Origin of the sequence: Streptomyces sp. NPDC091209 (assembly GCF_044757755.1) — a bacterium.
Lineage (GTDB): Bacteria > Actinomycetota > Actinomycetes > Streptomycetales > Streptomycetaceae > Streptomyces.
On the sequence record NZ_JBIVVR010000003.1, the window covers coordinates 13323 to 35693 of the forward strand.

Sequence of the window (22371 nt, forward strand, 5' to 3'; positions counted from 1 at the left end):
TCTCGCTATCCGGTGAACGCCTTTACCGGGCGCGGCTACCTTATTGCTGGGACCCCGCCCAGAAGCACCCCGCTCGACGGAGCGGCCGCGGTCACTGGGCACCGTAGCGACATGACACCACCCAACTCCCCTCCGTGATCGGAGACTTCCATGGCAACCGTATCCCCGCCCTGGTCCTACACCCTCCAACTCCCGCACGATCCACGAGCCCCGGGCATCGCCCGCGTGACTCTCCGGGCCGTCCTCGCCGCGCACCAGCTCTCCGAACTCACGCCCATGGCAGAGCTGTTGGCCTCCGAACTCCTCACCAACGCCCATCTGCACGCACCCGGCCCCTGTGCCCTGCGCGTCCTGTGGGCGGAACCCGACCGGCTGCGGGTCGCCGTGTGGGACTCGGACCCGACCGTCCCGGCCGGATTCCGGGAGGGCGCCCCCGTGGGTCCGCCCTCGCGGGAGGCCGAGCACGGCCGGGGGCTGCACCTCGTACGGGCCTGCGCCGACGCGTGGGGGGTGTCCGTACTGCGTGAGCTGGGGGCGTCGCGGGGCGGGAAGCTGCTGTGGGCGGAGTGCCGCGACGCCGGGCGGGCGCGGGGCTGAACCGGGGCATGGGGCCCTTCGGGCGGAAGTGGCCGGGCGAGGTGCGGCTTCTCAGGTGATACTCGGACTGGTCCGAGGTTTTTCTCACCCGCTTGCGGCAAGGTGAGGGGCGATGAAGAGCATCCGCATCACCCGTCTCCCAGACACCCGGCGGCCCGCACTGCTCGGTGCGGCCCTCGTGCTGCTGGCGGTGACGTCCTCGTCCGTCGCGTCGGCCGACGACGGTCCCGGGCCGTTCGGTGTGACCGTCCAGGCCGCCGAGAACGGCCGGAACGCGCGCGTGGGCGCCCTGTTCCACGGGAGCGCCGCGAGCGGCGGCAGCGGCGGCCACTTCTGCACCGCCTCCGTCGTGCACAGCGCGGGGCGGGACCTCGTCCTCACCGCCGCCCACTGCCTGGACGGCGAGGCGCAACTGTCCTTCGCGCCCGGCTTCCGGGACGGCACCGCGCCGTACGGGTTCTGGGACGTCCAGGGCGTCTTCCTCCCCGAAGGGTGGCTGAACGACCAGGACGAGGACAGCGACGTCGCCTTCGCCGTCCTCGGTACCCACGACGGCAAGGAGGTCGAGGACGCCGTCGGAGGCGGGAACGCCTTCGCCGCGCACCGCGCCACCGGGGCCACCGCCGTCACCGTCACCGGATACCCCGGCACCGTCGACACCCCCATCACCTGCACCGACAAGCCCACCGTGCAGAGCCGTACGCAGCAGCGCGTCGAATGCCCCGCCTTCGCCGGCGGGACCAGCGGCAGCCCCTGGGTGAACGGGGACGGGGCGGTCGTCGGCGTCATCGGCGGCCACGAGCAGGGCGGGGACACCGACGACGTCTCGTACAGCGCCGTGTTCGGGACCGAGGCCGACGAGCTGTACCAGCAGGCCGGCCGAGCCGGCTAGGGCCTGTCCGGCCGAACATGTTCTCCGCCGACGTGCGCGACAGCCCTCTCGCGCGGAGCCCGCCTCTACACTGACGTCGGCGGACTCCTGTGCGGTGAGGGGCGGTTGACGGTGCGTAAGGCCTGGATCGTGGCGACCGCTGCCGTCGGCGCCGGGCTCGGCTTCGTGTCCCTGCTCGTCGTCGGCGTCTACGTCGTCGCCGGGAACCTCGCCAACGGGATCGGCGGCGGTTCGGTCGGACTCGCCAAGGGCGCCGTACCCGCCGCGTACCAGCCCCTCGTACAGAAGTGGGGCAATCTCTGCGGCGCGATCAATCCCGCGCTGCTCGCCGCGCAGTTGTATCAGGAGAGCGGATTCAATCCGAACGCGAAGAGTCCCGCGGCGGCGGAAGGGATAGCGCAATTCATTCCGGGGACGTGGGCCACCCACGGAGTCGACGGCAACGGGGACGGCGTCCGCGACGTATGGGACCCGAATGACGCGATTCCGTCGGCCGCCTCGTACGACTGCGAGCTCGCCGCCTATGTGAAGAACGCCCCCGGAAACGTCACCGAGAACATGCTCGCCGCCTACAACGCGGGCGCCTACGCCGTCATCAAGTACGGGGGCGTGCCGCCGTACGCGGAGACCCGGAACTACGTGAAGACGATCACCACGCTGGCGAAGAGTTTCGCCGCGCCGGTGACCCGCGTGGACCCCTCGAAGCAGGCCGCGGCGGCCATCACGTACGCACAGAAGAAGCTCGGCACGCCCTACCTGTGGGGCGGCAACGGCACCGCTGACCAGGGCGGTCGGTTCGACTGCTCGGGTCTCACCAAGGCCTCGTACGAAAGCGTCGGGGTGACCCTGCCGCGGGTCGCCAACGACCAGTACAACGCGGGGCCGCACCCCAAGCGCGAGGAACTCCTGCCCGGGGACCTGGTGTTCTTCTCGGACGACCTCACCAACTCCCGGGCCATCCGGCACGTGGGCATCTACGTGGGCGGCGGATACATGATCGACGCCCCCCGGTCGGGTGCCGTCATCCGGTTCGATCCCGTCGACACGCCCGACTACTTCGGAGCCACCCGGGTGACCGCGGATGGCGCGAAAGCCTTGCCCACTTCGGTATGAAACCACCCTCTGATCTGCGGCGATGTATCTCTCTTCGATAACGTAAGCGTGATCGTTCCGTGGAGTGCGGAACGTAATGGAGGGGACCGTGCGTTCCTTTTGACGTAGAGAACTGATCTACAACCACGGGGGTGGATCGAGCGGCGCGCGAAAGCGCGCGGCCGCGGGAAAGACGACGAAGGGGCCACAGCGCCATGGCTGGACTCGCCGAATCCGGTTCGAACCCCGACGTCGACCTGCTGTACGACATCAATGGCCTGGCCAAGCACGCGCCGCACTGGTTCGACCGGATCATGGAGTTCGTCGGCGAGTGGGGTCTCCTGCTCGCGATGGCCCTGCTGGTCGTGTGGTGCTGGTCGAGCGTGCGGCGGCGGGGCGGGGACGACGCGGCCTCGTCCGTGGCCGCACTGGTCTGGGCACCGCTCGCGGCCGGTGTCGCCCTCCTGGTGAACGTTCCGATAAGGGGCTTCGTGGAGCGCCCGCGCCCCTTTCGCGACCATCCGGGCCTCGACGTCCTCGTGAGCGGCAAGACCGACTTCTCCTTCGTCAGCGACCACGCGACGATCACCATGGCGATGGGCGTCGGACTCTTCGTCGCCAACCGGAAGTTCGGGCTCGTCGGGATAGGGCTCGCGCTGCTCGAAGGGTTCTGCCGCGTCTACCTGGGCGTGCACTACCCGACGGACGTCATCGGCGGGTTCGCGCTCGGTACGGCCGTCGTCCTGTTGCTGTCGCCGCTCGCCATGGCCCTGTTGACCCCGGTCATGAAGGCGGTGGAGACGGCTCCGCGCGCGGGCCGGCTGATCCGCGCGCGGGGCGCCGCACCCGCCGGGCACCAGACCCTGATCCCGGGGGCGCGGGCCGAGAACACGGAGGAACGGGACCTCGCCGCGTAGTCCCCGAGCGGCCTGGGAGCTACAGCGCCTGGGGGAACGAGAAGAAGCGGTTCGGGTCGTACTGGTGCTTCAGGGCCGTCAGGCGGGTGGCCGCGTCGCCGTAGTACGCCTTGCGCCAGTCGGTCAGCGTCGCGTCCGTGTAGTTCTGGTAGGCCGCGCCCGAGGCGTACCGGGACATCGCGTTGTGGGCGCCCGTCAGCCAGGACTGCGCGGTGCTGCCGGAGGTGCCCGCCCGCCAGGAGACGATGTACTGGGCGAGCATGCGCGAGCGTCGGTGCACGAACGCCGTGGACGTGGGCGCGACACGGTTCACGGCGCCGCCGAGCGCGGTGAGCGCGATGCTTCCCGCGCCGCCGCGGACCGCGGAGATCTGGTTCAGGAGCGTCTGGACACCGGCCGCCGAGATCGAGCGGTCGAAGAAGTCCGAACGGGCCCCGTACGTCTCGCGGCCGAGGGCGCCCTGCGGGCTGCGGCCCGGCGTCGAACCCGGCAGGTGGCACTGGGCGTCGGCGGAGAACGACGAGCAGCCCGCGTACACCTCCATCGACTCCTCGTACGAGCGCCTCTTGAGGGAGACGCTGCGCGCGGGGGAGCCGATCCGCTCGGCCAGTCGGTCCACGGCGTTCTGGAGTTCGCCGTAGGTGCCGAGCGAGAAGGCGGCTATGGAGACGGTGGGGGTGCCCCCGGCCGCGTTGGCCAGGTGGCAGGACGACCAGATCTCGTCCGGCTGGCTCGGCCCCCATTCCTGCCAGGCCTTCACCACGGCGGCGGCCTTGGCCCACGGCCAGGTCATGTACGCCGAGACACCCTGCGGTGCCGGGTGGGTCCTGAAGCGGAGCTCGGTCACGACGCCGAAGTTGCCGTTGCCGGCGCCGCGCAGGGCCCAGAACAGGTCCTTGTTCTCGGTGGCGTTCGCGGTGAGCTGCTTGCCGTCGGCGGTGATCAGCGTCGCCTGGGTGAGGCTGTCGCAGGTCAGTCCGTACGCCCGTGACACGACGCCGTGGCCGCCGCCCAGGGTCAGACCGGAGACACCCACGGTGGGGCAGGAACCCGCGGGGATGGTGACGCCCTTCGCGGCCAGCGCGCGGTAGACGTCGATCAGCTTGGAACCGGCGCCGACGACCGCCTCGTTCGCCGAGGCGCGGATCTTGTTCAGCTTGGAGACGTCGATGACCAGGCGGCCGTCGCCGGAGGACCAACCCGCGTAGGAGTGGCCGCCGTTGCGGATCGACACCTTCACGCCGTGGGCGCGGGCGTAGTCCATGGTGGTGCGGATGTCGTCGGCGTGCGCGACATAGGCGACGGCGGCGGGCTTCAGGTTGTCGAAGCGCGTGTTGTACAGCTGGTGGGCGGCCGGCCAGCTGTGGTCGCCGGGGCGTATCAGGGCGCCGTCGAGCTGATGGGACAGCGCGAGCCAGTTGGCCGCCGCGCGACTGCTCGCGGTCGCCGTGCGGATGCCGGTGGTCTCGGCCGCGCTGCTCGGGGCGCTCGTGCCCGCGGCCTTGCCGTCGCCGCTGTCACTGCCGTTGCAGGCGGACGTCGCCGCCGCCGCGAGGACGGCGGTGGCTCCGCCGATGAACGAACGCCGTTGCATGTGCGCCTCCCGTGGGTTCCGTGGAACGAGACGGGCACCCGGGCCCGGGGGTTCCACCTGCGCATGTCGCAGAACCGCTACAGCGCTCCGTATCCCAGCACGCCGGTTTCCGGGCGTCGGCGGTGGGGGGTCGGCTGAGACCGGTGGGTGGGGCGGGGCCGTGCCGGTACATCCGCCCGCATCCGAGCGGATCCCCCCGGGGTTTCGAGGCGTGGGTGGGTGGTGATCCGCCCGGCCTGCGGGCATTTGATGTACCGGCACGTCCCCTCGCAACGGATCCCGGCTGCGGGTGCACGGTCGCTTGGGTGCAGACCCTCACGGGCGTGAAGATGCAGCCCCTCCGGCCGACGCCCCAGGGTGGGGCGGAGGGGGCGGAAGAGCTGGTGCGGCAGAGCGGTTCAGGGGGTCATGGCCAGGGTGTGCGTCGCCCCGTCCGTGCGGGCCTGGCTTCTGGCGCGGCGCGCCGGGCCTCGCCAGCCGCAGGTGCAACGGGCCAGGCAGAAGGGGCCTTGCTCGACGGTGGTCGTCCGGTGGTCGGGGAGAGGTGCCGTCTCGTCCAGATGCTCCACGCCCACAACGTTACCCAAGCCAAGTGAACGGATTCCTGTCGCGTGACGGGCGCCCCTACCCGTCGTTAACCGGACGGACGGGAAGGCCCGGGACGGACCGGCTGGGGGTCGGTGGACGATGGTGGCGCAGCAGCAGGGACGGGCGGCGGTCGTGGCCGTGTTCGTCGCGGCGGGGCTCATGCTCGGTGGCACCGGATGTTCGGGCGGCGGGGCGGCCGCTGGGGACGTCCGCACCGGGCCCGGCACCGTCGAGGCACTGCGCCGGGCCGTGACCGCGCTGGAGCGCGCCGGCAGCGCGAAGACCAGTACGTCGATGGAGATGGCCACCGGCGGGACCCGGGTCACCATCCGCGGGCAGGGCGTGTACGACTTCAGGAAGCAGACGGGGCGGCTGAAGGTGCTGCTGCCGCAGGACCCCGCGGGCGCGGCCGAGCACCGGCCGATCACCGAACTCCTCGCCCCGGGTGCCCTGTTCATGAAGAACCGGGGCGCCGGAGTGCCCGCCGACAAATGGGTCCGGGTGGCGACGGCCGGTCTCACGGACGGGAACCTGGTCACGGGCGGCGCCACCGACCCGTACGCCGCGGCCGAACTGCTGCGCGGCGCGCGGGCGGTGACCTATGTGGGGAGGACCGAGGTCGCCGGGATCCCGGTGCGGCACTATCGCGGGACCGCCGACCTCGACGTCGCCGCGCGGGACGCCCCGCAGGGGCAGGCGCCGGCAATGAGGGCGGCAGCGAAGGGGTTCGCCACGACCGAGGTGCCCTTCGACGCGTACCTCGACGACCAGGGACGGCTGCGCAAGGTCAGGCATCGGTTCAGCTTCGTCAACGGACAGCGGAAGGGCACCGTCGCGGTCGCCTCGACGCTCCTGCTGTACGACTTCGGCAGCCCCGTCGCCGTACGGCTGCCGGATTCCTCGGACATCTACGCCGGGAAGATCGCGGAGTAGTGGGTTCAGGGGAAATGGGCAAGAGCATCCGGAGCCGTAGCTTCACAGGAGGGCCGGAAATGGCCCTTCCGTGCCATGCGCGGTGTGTAGGCCGCTCCCTACTCTAGGAAGTCGGTGACGGCAGGAAGAGGTGACGCGCGTGGCTCCGGTCGGCGGTGCGGCAGTTCAGGACCACGTGGCCCTCGCCGAGATCGAGCTGTGCGGCGAGCTGATCATCGCGGCCTCCGCGGCCCACGAGGACCGGCTCAGCCTGGAGAGCATCGACGCGGTGCTGAATGTGGCCGAAGAACGCGCTCCCGAGCAGCCGGGTACGGAGGACTAGTCCTTTCCGGCGCCATCCCGTCCCTGCCGGTTCCGGTCCCTTCCGTTCTTCCCGGTCCTTCTCGGTGCTTCCCGGGAGGAAGAGGCTCCGCCGTCCCCTACGGGCGATACAAGCGATACGGTCGATACGGTCCATACGTCACGCATGTCACATGCGGCGTATCTCTCGTGTCCCTCGCGTCTTCCGTGTCGGCCGGGTTTCTCAGGTGCGGAGCAGGCGGCCGATCGCCTTCGTCGCTTCCTCGACCTTCGCGTCGATCTCGTCGCCGCCCTTGAGGGCCGCGTCCGCGACGCAGTGGCGCAGGTGCTCCTCCAGGAGCTGCAGGGCGAAGGACTGAAGGGCCTTCGTGGAGGCGGACACCTGGGTGAGTATGTCGATGCAGTAGACATCCTCGTCGACCATCCGCTGGAGGCCGCGGATCTGCCCCTCGATGCGGCGCAGCCGCTTCAGGTGCTCGTCCTTCTGCTGGTGGTAGCCGTGGATGCCGCGGTCGTGGTCGGTCACGATCTCCTGCGCGTCGCCGGAGGGCGCCGCCGCGCCGGCCTCGGTGGTCGTCATCGCGTCCTCCTGCTGGATCCGATCGGCGATCCTGTCTGAAACGCCACTTACATATACCCCTAGTGGGTATATGGTATCGAACTTTGCTGGGTATAGCCCCCTTGCCTGGTGCCGGTACCGGACCCCGTGCCGATCACTTTGCTCGATGGGCGACACTGGGGGACGGCCCATTAGCCGTGGCCGGACGATGCACCTAGCATCAGCCTGACCGAACCGAAGCACCCCGAGGACCCCAACGTGCGCTTTCGTCTGACCCCCAGGGAGACGAGCTTCTACGACATGTTCTCCGCATCCGCGGACAACATCGTCACGGGCTCGAAACTCCTGATGGAACTGCTCGGGGCGGACGCTTCCGCTCGGGCCGAGATCGCAGAGCGTATGCGGGCCGCGGAACACGCTGGTGACGACGCGACACACGCGATCTTCCACCAGCTGAACTCCTCCTTCATCACGCCCTTCGACCGCGAGGACATCTACAACCTCGCCTCTTCCCTCGACGACATCATGGACTTCATGGAGGAGGCCGTCGATCTCGTCGTCCTCTACAACGTCGAGGAGCTTCCCAAGGGTGTCGAGCAGCAGATCGAGGTGCTGGCGCGGGCCGCGGAGCTGACCGCCGAGGCCATGCCCAACCTGCGGACCATGGACAACCTCACGGAGTACTGGATCGAGGTCAACCGTCTGGAGAACCAGGCCGACCAGATCCACCGCAAGCTGCTGGCCCACCTCTTCAGCGGCAAGTACGACGCCATCGAGGTGCTGAAGCTCAAGCAGATCGTGGATGTGCTGGAGGAAGCGGCCGACGCGTTCGAGCACGTGGCGAACACGGTGGAGACCATCGCCGTCAAGGAGTCCTGACCCCTTCATGGCCACCTTCGCTCTGATCGTGACCATCGGGGTCGCGCTCGGTTTCACGTACACCAACGGCTTCCACGACTCGGCGAACGCCATCGCCACCTCCGTGTCGACGCGCGCCCTGACGCCGCGGGCCGCGCTCGCCATGGCCGCGGTGATGAACCTCGCCGGCGCGTTCCTCGGCAGCGGGGTCGCCAAGACCGTCAGCGAGGGGCTGATCCAGACGCCCGAGGGGTCGAAGGGGATGGGCATCCTCTTCGCCGCGCTGATCGGCGCGATCACCTGGAACCTGATCACCTGGTACTTCGGTCTGCCGTCCTCGTCCTCGCACGCCCTGTTCGGCGGCATGGTCGGCGCGGCGCTGGCCGGTGGCACGACGGTCTACTGGAGCGGCCTGCTCGACAAGGTCATCATCCCGATGTTCGTCTCGCCGGTCGTCGGTCTGCTCGTCGGCTATCTCGTGATGGCCACGATCATGTGGATGTTCCGGCGGTCCAACCCGCACAAGACCAAGCGCGGTTTCCGTATCGCGCAGACGGTGTCCGCGGCCGGTATGGCGCTCGGGCACGGTCTTCAGGACGCCCAGAAGACGATGGGGGTCGTGGTGATGGCGCTGGTCATCGCCGACGTCCAGGGGCCGAACGCCCCGATCCCGGTCTGGGTGAAGATCACCTGCGCGGCGATGCTGTCGCTGGGGACGTACGCGGGCGGCTGGCGCATCATGCGGACGCTCGGGCGGAAGATCATCGAACTCGATCCGCCGCAGGGCTTCGCGGCCGAGACGACCGGTGCGTCGATCATGTTCACCACGGCCTACCTCTTCAAGGCGCCGATCTCCACGACCCATGTCATCACCTCGGCGATCATGGGTGTCGGGGCGACGAAGCGGGTGAACGCGGTGCGGTGGGGCGTCGCCAAGAACATCGTTCTCGGCTGGTTCATCACCATGCCGGCCGCCGCGATCGTCGCCGCGTGCAGCTTCTGGGTCGTGAACCTGGCGTTCCTGTAGGAGCGGGTTCGCTTCGGTTCGCTTCCGCGGCACCTGATGTTCCGGGGCCGGTCCTCCGAGAGGGCCGGCCCTCGGCGTTTCCTGCCGCAGGTGTTCCGCCGCGCGGGGTGGGCGGGCTCTCGCTGTTCCGCCGTACGGGGTGGCGGGCCGGTCGGTGCCGGCGGGTGGGATCGCGGGGGTGCGATCGCAGGGGGTGGTACGAGCCGCGCGTGGGCCGGAGGCCCAGGTCCGGAGGCTTCCGGGGGAGAGGTTCCGGCCCGGCTCGCGGGGTGCGGGTAAACGAACGGGCCCGCCCCCGGGAGCCAGGGGCGGGCCCTTCTCGTCCTCGCGGTGGCACCGCCATGCAGCACCGCGAGGGGTTTCGGGAGGCGGTCCGGTCAGCCGAAGCGACCGGAGATGTAGTCCTCCGTGGCCTGGACGGACGGGTTGGAGAAGATGCGCTCCGTGTCGTCTATCTCGATGAGGCGGCCGGGCTGGCCGACCGCGGAGAGGTTGAAGAACGCGGTGCGGTCGGAGACGCGGGCGGCCTGCTGCATGTTGTGCGTCACGATGACGATCGTGAAGCGCTCCTTCAGCTCACCGATCAGGTCCTCGATGGCGAGGGTGGAGATCGGGTCCAGGGCCGAGCAGGGCTCGTCCATGAGGAGGACCTGGGGCTCGACCGCGATCGCCCGCGCGATGCACAGACGCTGCTGCTGACCGCCGGACAGGCCGGAGCCGGGCTTGTTCAGCCGGTCCTTGACCTCGTTCCAGAGGTTCGCGCCCTTGAGGGACCGCTCGACGATGTCGCTGAGCTCGGACTTCTTGTAGGAGCCGTTCAGCTTCAGGCCCGCCGCCACGTTGTCGAAGATCGACATCGTGGGGAACGGGTTGGGGCGCTGGAAGACCATGCCGATGGTGCGGCGCACGGCGACGGGGTCGATCCCGTTCCCGTACAGGTCCTCGTCGTCCAGGAGCACCTTGCCCTCGACGCGGCCACCGGGGGTGACCTCGTGCATGCGGTTCAGGGTGCGCAGGAAGGTCGACTTGCCGCAGCCGGAGGGGCCGATGAAGGCCGTCACGGAGCGGGGCTCGACCGTCATCGAGATGTCTTCGATCGCCTTGTGGGCGCTGTAGTAGGCGGTGAGACCGCTTACGTCGATTCGCTTGGCCATGTCAATCACTGCTTCTTTCGCAAAGGATCGGGTCGCTGATCGGCCGCGTCAGCGGCCCGTCTTGGGGGCCTTCCAGCGTGCGATGGCGCGCGCCCCCATGTTGAGAATCATGACGAAGAGGATGAGGGCCAGTGCTGCCGCCCACGCCCGGTCGGTGGCCACATCGGTTCCGGCGCTGTACTGGCGGTAGATGTACAGCGGGAGCGAGGCCTGCGGGCCGTCGAACGGGTTGTTGTTGATGAAGTTCGTACCCCACACCAACAGCAGCACGGGAGCGGTCTCGCCGGCGATACGGGCGACCGCGAGCATCACGCCCGTGGTGATACCGCCGATGGAGGTCGGCAGGACCACCTTGAGGATGGTGCGCCACTTCGGGATGCCGAGTGCGAGGGAGGCCTCGCGCAGCTCGTTCGGGACGAGCTTGAGCATCTCCTCGGTGGAGCGGACCACCACGGGCATCATCAGGATCGCCAGGGCCATCGCGCCGGCGAAGCCGGAGTAGCCCATACCCAGGATCAGGATCCAGAAGCTGAGAACGAACAGGCCGGCGACGATCGACGGGATACCCGTCATGACGTCGACGAAGAAGGTGACCGCGCCGGCGAGCTTGCCGCGTCCGTACTCGACGAGGTAGATCGCGGTGAGCACACCGATCGGCACGGCGATCAGGGTCGCGATGCCCACCTGCTCCAGGGTGCCGATCAGCGCGTGGTAGATACCGCCGCCGGGCTCGTTGTCGGCGACGACACCCATGGAGTGGGTCAGGAAGTACGTGTCGAAGACCTTCACACCACGCTTGACGGTCTCCCAGATCAGGGAGGCCAGCGGGATGACCGCGACGACGAAGCAGGCCCACACCAGGGTGGTGGCGATGCGGTCCTTGGCCTGGCGGCGGCCCTCGACGCGGGTCGCGATGACGTAGGTGCCGAGGAGGAAGAGGAGCGCGGCGATCAGGCCCCACTGGACCTTGCTGTCCAGACCGAAGCCCAGACCGATACCGACGGCGACGGCGAGGGAGCCCGCGGCGATGGCCCAGGGGGCCCACTTCGGGAGACTGCCGCCGCGCAGCGTGCTGGCGTGCTTTCGGGTGACGGGTGCGTTGCTCATGCGTTGGCCCCCGAGTACTCCTTGCGGCGGTTGATGATGTAGCGCGCCGCGCCGTTGACCAGCAGCGTGATGATGAACAGGACGAGACCCGAGGCGATCAGGGCGTCCTGGCCGAACACCGTGGCCTCGCTGAACTTGCTCGCGATGTTCTGCGCGAACGTGCCGCCACCCGGGTCGAGCAGGCTGGCCTGGATCTGGAAGGTCGGGGAGAGCACGGTGGCGACGGCCATCGTCTCGCCGAGCGCGCGGCCGAGGCCGAGCATCGAGGCGGAGATCACGCCGGAGCGGCCGAAGGGCAGCACCGACATGCGGATGACCTCCCAGCGCGTGGCGCCGAGGGCGAGCGCGGCTTCCTGGTGCATCTGCGGCGCCTGGCGGAAGACCTCACGGCTCACGTTGGTGATGATCGGAAGGATCATGATCGCGAGCAGGATGCCGACGGTGAGCATCGTGCGGGGTGCTCCGCCCTGCCAGGCGAAGATGCCGGTCCAGCCGAAGTAGTGGTCGAGCCAGCCGAACAGGCCGGTCAGGTGCGGCACGAGGATGATCGCGCCCCACAGGCCGTACACGATGGACGGGACGGCGGCGAGCAGGTCGATCACGTACGCGATGGGTCCGCCGAGCTTGCGCGGTGCGTAGTGCGTGATGAACAGCGCGATTCCGACGGCGACCGGGACCGCGAGGGCCATGGCGATGATCGCGGAGACCACCGTGCCGAAGGCCAGCACCGCGATGCCGAAGACCGGCGGAATGGTGTTGGTGTTCCACTCGAACGTCGTGAGGAAGTTGCCCTCGTTCTTGCTGAGCGCGAGGGAGGCGCGGTAGGTGAGGAAGACCGCGATCGCGGCCATGATCACCAGAAGGAGGATGCCGGAGCCGCGGGAGAGCGCGAGGAACACGCGGTCGCCGGGACGGGTGGCGCCGCGGGCGGCACGCTTCCGCGAGGCATCCGAAGATCGTGGGGTGGGGGGAGGTGATGCAGTGTTATGTGTCGTTATGTCCATCATGAGTCTCCGGTCTGCGGAGCCGGATCGAGTGGCGGCTCCAGGCGGCGGTGCACCGGACGGTGCGGCCCGCCTCGGCGAGGCGGGCCGCACTCTTGGGTCAGCCCAGGTTCGAGATGGTGGAACGAACCTTGGTGATGATCTCGGCGGGGATCGGGGCGTACTGGGCGGCCGTCAGCTGGTTCTGGCCGTCCTCGCTCGCGATGTAGGTCAGGAAGGACTTGGTGGCGGCCAGGGTGTCGGCCTTGTTGCCCTTCTCGCAGAGGATCTCGTAGGTGACCAGCGTGAGCGGGTAGGCACCCTCGGCGGTCGGCTTGTAGTTGAGCTGCAGGGCCAGGTCGTTGCCCGTGCCGACGACCTTGGCGGTGGAGATCGCCTTGGTGGCGTTCTCGACGGTGGCCTTGACCGGGGCGGTGGCGGCGGTCTTGAGGTCGGCGGCCTTGATGCCGTCAGCGGCGTAGGAGAGCTCGAAGTACGAGATCGCGCCGGGGGTCTGCTTCACCTGCTGGGCGAGGCCGGCCGAGCCCTGGGCGGACTGGCCGCCCTGCGCCTGCCACGCCTTGCCGCCGGAGTACTTCCAGTCCGCCGGGGCGGTGGCGATGAGGTACTTGGTGAAGTTGTCCGTGGTGCCGGACTCGTCCGAGCGGTGGAACGCCTGGATCTTGGTGCTGGGGAGCGTCGCGCTGGGGTTCAGCTTCTGGATGGCCGGGTCGTTCCACGTCTTGATCTTGCCGTCGAAGATCTTGGCGATCGTCGCGGAGTCCAGGACCAGGTTGTCGACACCGGGGACGTTGTAGCCGACCGCGATGGGGCCACCGACCATGGGCAGGTCGATCGCGGCGTTGCCGCCACAGGCCTTCTTGGCGGCCGCCGCGTCCTCGGGCTTCAGGGCCGAGTCCGAACCGGCGAACGCGGTCTGACCCTGGGTGAACGCCGTGACACCGGCGCCCGAACCCGTCGGGTTGTAGTTGATCTGGACGTCCTTGCACACCGCCGTGTAGGCCTTCACCCAGGCGTCGATCGCGTTCTTCTGCGCGGAGGAGCCGGACGCCTGGAGCTGACCCTTGGCGTTGTCGCACTTGATGGCGCTGGCGTTGCTGGCCGAGGCCGAGCTGCTGCTGCCGCCGCTCGACGTGCCGGTGTTGTCAGAGCCGCACGCCGTGAGGGCCAGGGCGCCGGAGACGGCGAGAGCACCGAGGGTGAGGGCACGCCGGTTCATGCGCTGAAGCTTCACTTCGGGAGTTCCTTCCAGGAGCCGCCGTCGGAGTGGCGGCGTGCGATGTCTGTGTAATGCAGTCTGTAGCGATGCGGAGGGAGCGCCGTGGGGCGTCCTTCGCACCGTGTAAGACCGAAATTAAGCAGATCAGGTGAAGGCGCCGAAGGTCGTAAGTGAACGGAGGGTGAACCCCTGAAGGCGGTGCGGTGAGGTCACGGAACGCTTACGTCGAGGACACGGCCGTGTCCCGGCAGAGGGGGCCAAAAAGGAAACTCCAGGTAATCGAACGGGTGCGTATGCGTTCCGCGATGCCCACGTTCTCGTCATACTTCATTCGCCTCAGTTTCCTCATGAGCACCAGCGAAGGGCGTGCTCGTCACGGTGAGTGTCCGTCCGTGGCTGGAATCGGCCCCTCGGCATATGGCGACGCGCCGCTCCGGATGCCGGGGCGGCGCCCTCCCGTACAGCCGGGGCGGCGCCCTCCCGTACAGGGGAACACGTCAGGCGAGACGCAGCGCGTTCAGCAGCGCGTCCACCAGGTCGCGGTCACGCGGCTGGGTGAGGCGGTGGCGGGCGGCGGTGGGCGAGAGCCACAGGACGCGGTCGACCTCGTCGTTCGGGGCGAAGCGGCCGTCGGCTGCCTCGGCGGCCCAGTAGCGGACCTCCTTGGCACGTCCGCCGACGAGATAGCGGAGCGTGGGGAGGACCGCGCCGGGGACGGCGTCGTAGCCCGTCTCCTCCTCGACCTCGCGCAGCGCGCCCGTCAGGAATCCCTCGCCGCGCTTCAGCTTGCCCTTCGGATGCGACCAGTCGTCGTACTTGGGCCGGTGGACGAGGCAGACCTCCAGCGCGGAGTCGACCGGGGAGCGGCGCCACAGGACGCAGCCCGCCGCTTGGATGGTGTCGTCGTCGGCCATGGGGCCTCCCTCACGGGGTGCGTACGGCTTCCTTCTGCCAGGCCTGCTGGAAGGCGAACCGCGCCGCCTCCACCTCGTGCCGCTGGTCGGCGTGCAGCACACCGAGCGCGTACGCCGTCGCCGGGGCGATGCGCGGGGTGCGCGCCGCCGACGCCGCGGCGGACGCCGCCTCCGCCGCGTCCCGGTGCCGGTTGAGCGCCTTGCCCGCGCCGAGCCGGCGCAGGTCGACGGGGCACTCCCCCTGGTACAGCACCTCATGGGCATAGCGGTGCAGCCGCAGCAGCAGCCGGACCTGGTGCCAGGGCGCGTCCTGCGGCTGGGGAGCGGTGTCGGCGGAGAGGCCGTGCACGAGGGCTTCCGCGTTGTACGGGTGGCCCGCGACGACCAGCGGCAGCGCGCTGACGGCGTCGGTCAGCCGGTCCTGGGCCGCGGCGGCCAGCGGACGCAGATCGGCGGTGTCCGCGGCCGGGGCCAGCGGAACCTCGCTGGCGAGTACGGCGACGCTGTCGGCGACGGCGTGGAAGCGGGAGGAACCGAGCGCCTGGAGGGCCGCCGAGTGGGCGCGGGTCCGCGCGAGCGTCAACTGACGGTCGAGGAGCGCGCCCGCCTTCGCGGCGCCGATGGTCAGATTCCCCGTCTTGGGGGCCGCGGCCGGGGTCCGTCCGGCCTGGACGGGCACCGCGGCCGGGCCCGACAGCCGGTTCAGCGCGCCGAGCAGCCGTTCCAGGCGTGCGGCGTAGGCGTGCTCGCGCGCCAGCGTGCCCGAGAGCCAGGCCAGTTCGGGGCGCATGCCCTCCGACCAGTCCGCGTCGAGCAGCGGCCGGAAGGTGTGCAGGCTCCCGCTGATGCGGCGGGCGGAGCGGCGCAGCGAGCGCGCCGCGTCGCCGGACTCCCCGGCACCGCTCGCCGCGGCACCGGTCTCCCGGTGCTGGCGCAGCGAGCGGAGGAACTCCGTGGCCTGGGCCCGCAGGTAGCCCGCGAGGGCGTCACCGATCGGGGCACCTCCCTCGTCGAGGGGGGCCGGGGCCCTGGGGGCCGTCCCGGCCAGGGAGCTGGTGGGGGGATCAAGGTGCTGCTGTGCCACGCCGGCGCCTCCGGGCGTCTATGAGCATCTCCTGGACGTTCCGCAGGGGCTGACCCTCCGCGTCGGTCGCGTGGCGGATCCACTCGCCGTCGGGGCCGAGGTGCCAGGAGGCCGTGGTGTCGGACATGCCGGTCTCCAGCAGCCGGTTGAGGGCTGCCCGGTGAGCCGGGTCGGTGACCCTGACCAGGGCCTCGATCCGTCGGTCGAGGTTGCGGTGCATCATGTCGGCGCTGCCGATCCACACCTCGGGTTCGCCTCCGTTGCCGAAGGTGAAGACCCGGGAGTGCTCCAGGAAGCGGCCGAGGACGGAACGGACCCGTATGTTGTCGGACAGGCCCGTGACGCCGGGGCGGACGGCGCAGATCCCGCGCACCCATATGTCGACCGGCACGCCGGCCTGGGACGCGCGGTACAGCGAGTCGATGAGCGCCTCGTCCACCATCGAGTTGACCTTGATGCGGACGAAGGCCGGACGCCCGGCGTTGTGGTGCTGGACTTCCTTGTTGATCCGCGCGATCAGGCCGTCGCGCAGGGACTTGGGCGCGACGAGCAGACGGCGGTAGGTCTCACGGCGCGAGTAGCCCGAGAGCCGGTTGAACAGGTCGGAGAGGTCCGCGCCGACCTGCGGGTCGGCGGTGAGCAGTCCGAGGTCCTCGTACAGCCGGGCGGTCTTCGGGTGGTAGTTGCCGGTGCCGACGTGGGAGTAGCGGCGCAGGGTGTCGCCCTCCTGCCGGACCACGAGCGACAGCTTGCAGTGGGTCTTCAGACCGACGAGCCCGTAGACCACATGGCAGCCGGACTCCTCCAGCTTGCGGGCCCACTTGATGTTGGCCTGCTCGTCGAAGCGGGCCTTGATCTCGACCAGGACGAGGACCTGCTTGCCGGACTCGGCGGCGTCTATCAGTGCGTCGACGATCGGCGAGTCGCCGGAGGTCCGGTACAGCGTCTGCTTGATGGCGAGCACGTCCGGGTCGGCCGCGGCCTGCTCCAGGAAGGCCTGCACCGAGGTGGAGAACGAGTCGTACGGGTGGTGCAGCAGGACGTCGCGCTCGCGCAGCGCGGCGAAGATGTCCGGCGGGGACGCCGACTCGACCTCCGCGAGATCGCGGTGGGTGCCGGCGATGAACTTGGCGTACTTCAGTTCCGGCCGGTCCAGCGCTCCTATGCCGAAGAGACCGGTGAGGTCCAGGGGACCCGGCAGCGGGTACACCTCCGCCTCGGAGATCTTCAGCTCGCGGACGAGGAGATCGAGGACGTAGCGGTCGATGGACTCCTCGACCTCCAGGCGCACCGGCGGTCCGAAGCGGCGCCGCATGAGCTCCTTCTCCAGGGCCTGGAGCAGGTTCTCGGCGTCGTCCTCCTCGACCTCCAGGTCCTCGTTCCGGGTGAGCCGGAAGGTGTGGTGCTCCAACACCTCCATGCCCGGGAAGAGTTCCTCCAGGTGGGCCGCGATCACGTCCTCGATGGGGACGTAGCGGTTTGGGGAGGCCTCCAGGAAGCGGGAGAGCAGCGGCGGGACCTTGACGCGCGCGAAGTGGCGGTGGCCGCTGACCGGGTTCCGTACGACGACGGCGAGGTTCAGGGACAGGCCCGAGATGTACGGGAAGGGGTGCGCGGGGTCGACCGCCAGCGGGGTCAGGACCGGGAATATCTGGTGCCGGAAGAGAGTGAACAGGCGGGCCTGCTCCTTCTCGGTGAGCTCGCTCCAGCGGACCAGGTGGATGCCCTCCTCCGCGAGCGCGGGGGCGACGTCCTCCTGGTAGCAGGCCGCGTGCCGGGCCATGAGCTCGCGGGAACGGGCCCAGATCATCTCCAGGACCTCGCGGGGCTGGAGGCCGGACGCGGACTTGGTGGCGACACCGGTGGCGATGCGGCGCTTCAGGCCGGCCACCCGGACCATGAAGAACTCGTCCAGGTTGCTGGCGAAGATCGCCAGGAAGTTCGCGCGCTCCAGGAGGGGCGTGTTCGGGTCCTCGGCGAGTTCCAGAACGCGCTCGTTGAACGCCAGCCAGCTGCGCTCACGGTCCAGGAACCGGCCTTGCGGCAGCATGATCCCGTCCTGCACCAGGTCCTCGTACTCGTCGAGGTCGGCGTCGAGGTCTGGCTCCAGGTCGGAGACGTTGGCCGCGACGGTGTGCGGACGATGCGCGGCGATGGAGCCGACGGAGGGCTGCGGGTGCTGCACGGGTGCCTGGGCGCTTCGCTGGTTCATGGACCCATTCTTCCGTGCCGAGGGCGAGACCGGCGCGTCGGAGAGGGCGGGCACCAGCGCGCCGATGCGGAAATTCCCGTTCCGCATGGCTGGCGTACGCTGACTCCCCGTAGACGGTGAGGGCTCGTTCTCCGGCGGGGGAGAAGGCTCGGGCACGGCGGGCTGCATTCCTTGAGCGTCGCAAGGTCACCTGAATCGATGGTTACGGCGACATGACGTGCGGGCTATCGGGGGGCGGCTCCCGGACGTCTGCACGCCCGGGAGCCGTGTACACAGCCACCCCCGTGAGGTGCGTGCCTGCTGGGGATACCGCGGGTTACGGGGTGTGGCGGCGCAGCAGAGCGAACGCGGCGGCGGTCGCGAGTCCCGCGACGGCCAGCAGCAGGCCGCTCTCCACGAGCTGGAGGGGCCAGAAATGGGACTCCGGGTGATAAGTCGTCCAGAAATCGGCCAGCCCCGTCCGCTCCACACAGTTCCCGAGGGCGGCGGCACTGTCGGTTCCGACGCAGGCCATGCTGGTGCTCAGCCGCTCGCCGTCGCCGGTGACGGCACCGTGTTCGAGGACCAGGGCGCCGTGCGGGAACTGGAGCGCGGCCCGTCCGGTGGTCGTCTCGGCAGGCCACAGGCTCATCCGGAACCTGTCGAGCACCTCGTGCAGGACGTACGCCGCCGCGAGGGCGGCCGCGGCGGCGGGCAGGGCCCTGCGCAGGACCAGGCCCGCGAGCGCCCCGAGGGCGAGTCCCGCGAGGGCGTACGCGACGGCCACCGGCCCTGAGGAGATGAAGACGTTCGTGATGAACCAGCCGCCGGACAGTTCCCCGTTCCCGGCACGGCGCGCCCAGTCGCCGAGCAGGACCGCCAGTGTGGTGCCCGTGGTGAGCAGGACCGCCGGGACGGCGAGCTTGGCGGCCAGCCAGCGCGCCGGGGTGACGGACTGGGTCCAGGCCAGCCGCGCCGTGCCGCTCTCCAGCTCGCGGCCGGTCAGCGCGGCACCCGCCCAGGCCGCGACCGCGTACATCAGATACGTGACGCAGGCGGAGACCAGGGCCAGACCGTAGGCGTAGATCTTGTCCGCCGTGGTCTCCTGGACGATTCCGCAGTCCGCCAGGAAGACCGACGCGTCGCAGTCGCCGACGGCCGCGCGGGCGTCGGGGCCGACGGCATGCATCCAGGTCAGGACCGCCGCGGCGATGAGCAGGGCGGCGCCCCAGGCGTACAGGGCCGTGCGGTGCAGGCGCAGCACGGTCCAGGCCAGGCCGGACGGGCGGTACGGGGCCGGGCCGGACGGGTGTCGGCCGGTCAGGGCGCTCATGAGGTGGACGTCCTCCTCAGGACGCCGAAGGCGAGAGCGACGAGGATCGCGGTGGCGGCCAGCAGGACGCCGGTCTCCAGCAGCTGGCGCGGCCAGTAGTCGGGGGAGGGCAGGTACGCGCGGGTGAAGTGGACGACATCGTGCCGGGCGAGACAGGCGCGGCTGTGGTAGCAGCCCGGGTCGGGGATCTCCGCGCCCGTGGAGGTGATCGCCCGGCTCCGGACGGACAGCTCGGGCTGCTGGTAGCTGCCTTGGAAAGGCCATGAGTTGGCGCGGAACGCGATGACCGCGTACTGCGCGAGACCGGCGACGGCGAGGGCGGGCAGAGTGCGGCGCAGCACGAGACCGGCGAGGACGCCGACGGCCAGACCGAAGAGCGGGGCCGCGACGGTGGCCGGGCCGAGGGAGAAGTACAGGGCGCGCGGTCCGATGCCGGCCAGCAGGAGGTTGCTGTGGGCGGACCACAGCATCCGGTACAGGGCGACCAGCAGGCCCGTGCCCACGGTGATGAACAGCGCGGGCACCGCCAGTTTGGCGGCGAGCCAGCGGGCCGGGGTGACGGACTGGGTCCAGGCGAGCCGCGCGGTGCCGCTCTCCAGCTCACGGGCGATCAGCGAGCCGCCCGCGAAGACGGCGACGGCGAACGAGGCGCCGCTCAGCAGGGAGGCCGGTGTGTGGAAGAGGCCGTCGTAGGTGCCCGACAGGGGGGAGCTCACGATCCAGGAGGACCAGGCGTCGTCCTGGACCCCGGCGTAGCCGAAGGTGTCGAGCAGATGCTGCGTGTGGACCGCTCCGGGCCCGTACAGCCACAGCAGCAGTCCGGCGGTGAGCACCACGAAGCCGGTCCAGATCCACAGGGCGGTGCGGTGCAGCCGCAGGACCGTCCAGACCAGGCCGCGGGGCCGGGGCAGGGCGCGGGGCAGGGGGGACGTCAGGGTGGTGGCGCTCATCGGGTCACCGTCTCGGGGGTCGGGGTCGTGCCGGGCGCGAGCAGCGCCGGGGCGGAGGGGGAGCGCAGATGGGCGAGGATCAGTTCCTCCAGCGAGGGCCGCTCGGCCTGCCATCGGTCGTCCACCGGCCCGTCGTTGCGTATCAGGGCGGTGAGACCGCGGCCGGCGGCGCGGGACTCGACGACGAGGTGCGGGGCGAGGTCGGCGGCGGTGCCGCGGCCGGTCACCACGGTGTGCGCGAGAAGCAGGTCGTCCAGGCCGCCGCCGAGCCGGATGCGTCCGCCGCCCAGGAGCAGCAGGTGATCGCAGGCGTCGGCGAGTTCGGCGACGATGTGCGAGGAGATCAGCACCGTGGTCCCGCGTTCGGCGGCGTCCGCCATCAGGGTGCCCAGCAGCTCGTGACGGGCCAGCGGGTCCAGGTCGGCCATCGGCTCGTCCAGCAGCATCAGGTCGGGCCGCTTGCCCAGCGCGAGGGCGAGTGCCACGCGGGTCCGCTGGCCGCCGGACAGCCCCCCGATCCTGCTCCCGGGGTCGAGCGAACCCTGTTCCACGATGGCGGCGGCGTACGGGGCGTCCCAGCGGGCCGGGTTGAGCTCGGCGCCCAGGCGCAGTGTCTCGGCGACCGTGAGCCGGGGGTACAGGGGCTTGTTCTGGGCGAGGTAGGCGATGTGCTCGCGCGCCTCGGCCGGGCTGGTGCCGAGCACGGCGAGCGTGCCGGCCGTGGGCCGCAGCAGTCCGGCCGCCGCCGCCAACAGCGTCGACTTGCCTGCGCCGTTGGGGCCGACGAGGGCGCTGACCCGCCCGGCCGGGAGGCGGAAGGAGCAGTCCTCCAGGGCCGCGGCGGAGCGCCGGCCGTAGCGCACGGTGAGACCGTGCGCCTCGACGGCGACGGTGGGTCGGGTGGTGCTGGTGGAACTCACTGGTCCCCCTTCGGGAAATGTGCGTCCAGTACGGAGCCGAACAGCGCCGCCACGTCCTCGCGGTCGAGGCCCGCCGCGCGGGCGCTCCGGGCCCAGGCGTCGAGCTCTTCGCGCAGGGGCGAGTCCGCCGGGGCGGCGCCGAGCGTTCTGCGGACGAAGGTGCCGAGGCCGCGCCTGGCCTCGACCAGGCCCTCGCGCTCCAGCTCGCGGTAGGCCTTCAGGACGGTGTTCGGATTGATGGCGGTGGCTTCCACGACCTCGCGGGCCGTGGGGAGCTTGTCGCCCGGTTCGAGGAGACCGAGGCGCAGCGCCTGCTTCGTCTGCTGGACGATCTGGACGTAGGTGGCGACGCCGCTGCGCCGGTCGATGCGGTACGCGACCACTCGGACAACCACCCTTTCACTAATTGAGTAGTGAAAGGGTGGTGGAAGAAGTGGGTCGCCGTCAAGTCGCGGACAAGCGGAGGCTGTTGCTCCGCCGGTGGATCCCGCCGCCTGCCAGGCGCGCGACATGTTCGGAAGGGGCGTTCGGAAAATTCTTGGCCGATGTGTGAACCGATCGGCGGGGCTCGTCCGATGAGGGGATGTGAGGGAAACGAGAAGCGACGGAGAGCTGCTGCGGGCCATCGCAGCGGACGGGGACCGTCGCGCCTTCGAAGAGCTGTACCGGCGGTTCGCGCCATGGCTGACCGCGCGGCTGCGCGGCCGGTGCGCCGACGCCGGGATCGTCGACGACGTCGTCCAGGAGACCTTCCTCGCGGTCTGGCGCGGCACCGCCCGCTACCGCGAGGAGGGCGACCCGGCCGGCTGGCTCTGGCGCATCGGCTCGCGGCGGCTCGTCGACACGATGCGCGGCGACGGCGCGCGCGGCCGGCTCCGGCACGCGCTGGCCCGGCTCCGGCACCGCGACGAGGCCTCGGCGGAGGAGCGCGTGCTGGCGGGCGTCGAACACGGCGACCTGGCGGGCGCGCTGACCAGACTCTCGCCCGAACTCCGGGCGGTTCTCCAGGCCACGGTGATCGACGGGCTCAGCACCAGGGAAGCGGCCGTCCTGCTCGGTATTCCGCCGGGCACGGTCAAGACGCGGGCACTGCGTGCCCGCAAGCAGTTGCGGGAGGCGTTGGCATGAGCGACGACCG

General features: G+C 70.3%; 23 protein-coding genes. 9 read left to right on the top strand and 14 right to left on the bottom strand.

Features of this window, described 5'->3' with window-relative positions; all coding sequences use genetic code 11:
• The first annotated feature begins 150 nt into the window (after positions 1-150).
• The 4 genes from ACIQRL_RS10220 to ACIQRL_RS10235 all read left to right on the top strand — a co-directional run bounded on the left by ACIQRL_RS10220 (position 151) and on the right by ACIQRL_RS10235 (position 3498).
• Positions 151-597 carry an ATP-binding protein gene (locus tag ACIQRL_RS10220; RefSeq protein WP_401329637.1) on the top strand — a complete coding sequence of 149 codons (447 nt, stop codon included), beginning with the start codon at positions 151-153 and terminating at the stop codon, positions 595-597.
• Positions 598-709: 112 nt separating this feature from the next.
• Entirely contained in the window at positions 710-1489 is a 780-nt protein-coding gene (locus ACIQRL_RS10225) for a trypsin-like serine peptidase (RefSeq protein ID WP_401329640.1), read from the top strand.
• Between the two features lie 105 nt (positions 1490-1594).
• A complete protein-coding gene (locus tag ACIQRL_RS10230) occupies positions 1595-2602 on the top strand; it encodes an NlpC/P60 family protein (RefSeq protein WP_401329642.1) in 1008 nt (335 codons plus the stop codon).
• 194 nt (positions 2603-2796) lie between these two features.
• Entirely contained in the window at positions 2797-3498 is a 702-nt protein-coding gene (locus tag ACIQRL_RS10235; protein WP_401329645.1) for a phosphatase PAP2 family protein, read from the top strand.
• Between the two features lie 19 nt (positions 3499-3517).
• Here ACIQRL_RS10235 and ACIQRL_RS10240 read toward each other — a convergent pair whose 3' ends face one another.
• Positions 3518-5092 (bottom strand): FAD-binding oxidoreductase, encoded by a 1575-nt coding sequence (locus ACIQRL_RS10240; protein WP_401329648.1) that lies wholly within the window; start codon positions 5090-5092, stop codon positions 3518-3520.
• Between the two features lie 398 nt (positions 5093-5490).
• Positions 5491-5661 carry a hypothetical protein gene (locus tag ACIQRL_RS10245; RefSeq protein ID WP_401329651.1) on the bottom strand — a complete coding sequence of 57 codons (171 nt, stop codon included), beginning with the start codon at positions 5659-5661 and terminating at the stop codon, positions 5491-5493.
• A gap of 118 nt (positions 5662-5779) precedes the next feature.
• Between ACIQRL_RS10245 and ACIQRL_RS10250 the strand changes: the two genes are divergently transcribed.
• Positions 5780-6613, top strand: a complete 834-nt coding sequence (locus tag ACIQRL_RS10250) for a hypothetical protein (RefSeq protein ID WP_401329654.1) — start codon at positions 5780-5782, stop codon at positions 6611-6613.
• Positions 6614-6743: 130 nt separating this feature from the next.
• On the top strand, positions 6744-6935 hold the full coding sequence (locus ACIQRL_RS10255) for a hypothetical protein (protein ID WP_401329657.1): 192 nt from the start codon (positions 6744-6746) through the stop codon (positions 6933-6935).
• A gap of 201 nt (positions 6936-7136) precedes the next feature.
• On the opposite strand, the gene ACIQRL_RS10260 is transcribed toward ACIQRL_RS10255, so the two are convergent.
• Positions 7137-7493, bottom strand: a complete 357-nt coding sequence (locus tag ACIQRL_RS10260) for a metal-sensitive transcriptional regulator (protein ID WP_356758132.1) — start codon at positions 7491-7493, stop codon at positions 7137-7139.
• A 237-nt stretch (positions 7494-7730) separates the two neighbouring features.
• Between ACIQRL_RS10260 and ACIQRL_RS10265 the strand changes: the two genes are divergently transcribed.
• Positions 7731-8351, top strand: coding sequence for a DUF47 family protein (locus tag ACIQRL_RS10265; RefSeq protein ID WP_355841050.1), 621 nt, complete (start codon positions 7731-7733; stop codon positions 8349-8351).
• 7 nt (positions 8352-8358) lie between these two features.
• Complete coding sequence (locus ACIQRL_RS10270) at positions 8359-9357, top strand: anion permease (protein WP_401329659.1); 999 nt, start codon at positions 8359-8361, stop codon at positions 9355-9357.
• A 377-nt stretch (positions 9358-9734) separates the two neighbouring features.
• On the opposite strand, the gene pstB is transcribed toward ACIQRL_RS10270, so the two are convergent.
• The 11 genes from pstB to ACIQRL_RS10325 all read right to left on the bottom strand — a co-directional run bounded on the left by pstB (position 9735) and on the right by ACIQRL_RS10325 (position 21616).
• Entirely contained in the window at positions 9735-10511 is a 777-nt protein-coding gene (gene pstB, locus ACIQRL_RS10275) for a phosphate ABC transporter ATP-binding protein PstB (protein WP_355759908.1), read from the bottom strand.
• Positions 10512-10559: 48 nt separating this feature from the next.
• On the bottom strand, positions 10560-11618 hold the full coding sequence (gene pstA / locus ACIQRL_RS10280) for a phosphate ABC transporter permease PstA (RefSeq protein ID WP_401329662.1): 1059 nt from the start codon (positions 11616-11618) through the stop codon (positions 10560-10562).
• The gene (gene pstC / locus ACIQRL_RS10285) at positions 11615-12622 is read right to left on the bottom strand and encodes a phosphate ABC transporter permease subunit PstC (protein ID WP_401330782.1); all 1008 of its coding nucleotides are present in this window, start codon (positions 12620-12622) and stop codon (positions 11615-11617) included. Before pstC ends, pstA begins: the two co-directional genes overlap by 4 nt.
• A gap of 100 nt (positions 12623-12722) precedes the next feature.
• On the bottom strand, positions 12723-13856 hold the full coding sequence (gene pstS / locus ACIQRL_RS10290; protein WP_401329664.1) for a phosphate ABC transporter substrate-binding protein PstS: 1134 nt from the start codon (positions 13854-13856) through the stop codon (positions 12723-12725).
• 482 nt (positions 13857-14338) lie between these two features.
• The gene (locus tag ACIQRL_RS10295; RefSeq protein ID WP_401329665.1) at positions 14339-14755 is read right to left on the bottom strand and encodes an NUDIX hydrolase; all 417 of its coding nucleotides are present in this window, start codon (positions 14753-14755) and stop codon (positions 14339-14341) included.
• A 10-nt stretch (positions 14756-14765) separates the two neighbouring features.
• The gene (locus ACIQRL_RS10300) at positions 14766-15839 is read right to left on the bottom strand and encodes a CHAD domain-containing protein (RefSeq protein ID WP_401329667.1); all 1074 of its coding nucleotides are present in this window, start codon (positions 15837-15839) and stop codon (positions 14766-14768) included.
• The gene (locus ACIQRL_RS10305) at positions 15820-18051 is read right to left on the bottom strand and encodes an RNA degradosome polyphosphate kinase (protein ID WP_389070960.1); all 2232 of its coding nucleotides are present in this window, start codon (positions 18049-18051) and stop codon (positions 15820-15822) included. Before ACIQRL_RS10305 ends, ACIQRL_RS10300 begins: the two co-directional genes overlap by 20 nt.
• Before the next feature lie 316 nt (positions 18052-18367).
• On the bottom strand, positions 18368-19363 hold the full coding sequence (locus ACIQRL_RS10310) for a hypothetical protein (RefSeq protein WP_401329670.1): 996 nt from the start codon (positions 19361-19363) through the stop codon (positions 18368-18370).
• Positions 19360-20313, bottom strand: a complete 954-nt coding sequence (locus tag ACIQRL_RS10315) for a hypothetical protein (protein ID WP_401329673.1) — start codon at positions 20311-20313, stop codon at positions 19360-19362. Before ACIQRL_RS10315 ends, ACIQRL_RS10310 begins: the two co-directional genes overlap by 4 nt.
• Positions 20310-21233, bottom strand: coding sequence for an ABC transporter ATP-binding protein (locus ACIQRL_RS10320; RefSeq protein ID WP_401329674.1), 924 nt, complete (start codon positions 21231-21233; stop codon positions 20310-20312). The genes ACIQRL_RS10315 and ACIQRL_RS10320 overlap by 4 nt, the downstream gene beginning before the upstream one ends.
• The gene (locus ACIQRL_RS10325) at positions 21230-21616 is read right to left on the bottom strand and encodes a GntR family transcriptional regulator (protein ID WP_401329676.1); all 387 of its coding nucleotides are present in this window, start codon (positions 21614-21616) and stop codon (positions 21230-21232) included. Before ACIQRL_RS10325 ends, ACIQRL_RS10320 begins: the two co-directional genes overlap by 4 nt.
• A 202-nt stretch (positions 21617-21818) precedes the next feature.
• Here ACIQRL_RS10325 and ACIQRL_RS10330 point away from each other — a divergent pair, with 202 nt between their 5' ends.
• On the top strand, positions 21819-22361 hold the full coding sequence (locus tag ACIQRL_RS10330; protein WP_401329679.1) for an RNA polymerase sigma factor: 543 nt from the start codon (positions 21819-21821) through the stop codon (positions 22359-22361).
• Positions 22362-22371: the final 10 nt, after the last annotated feature.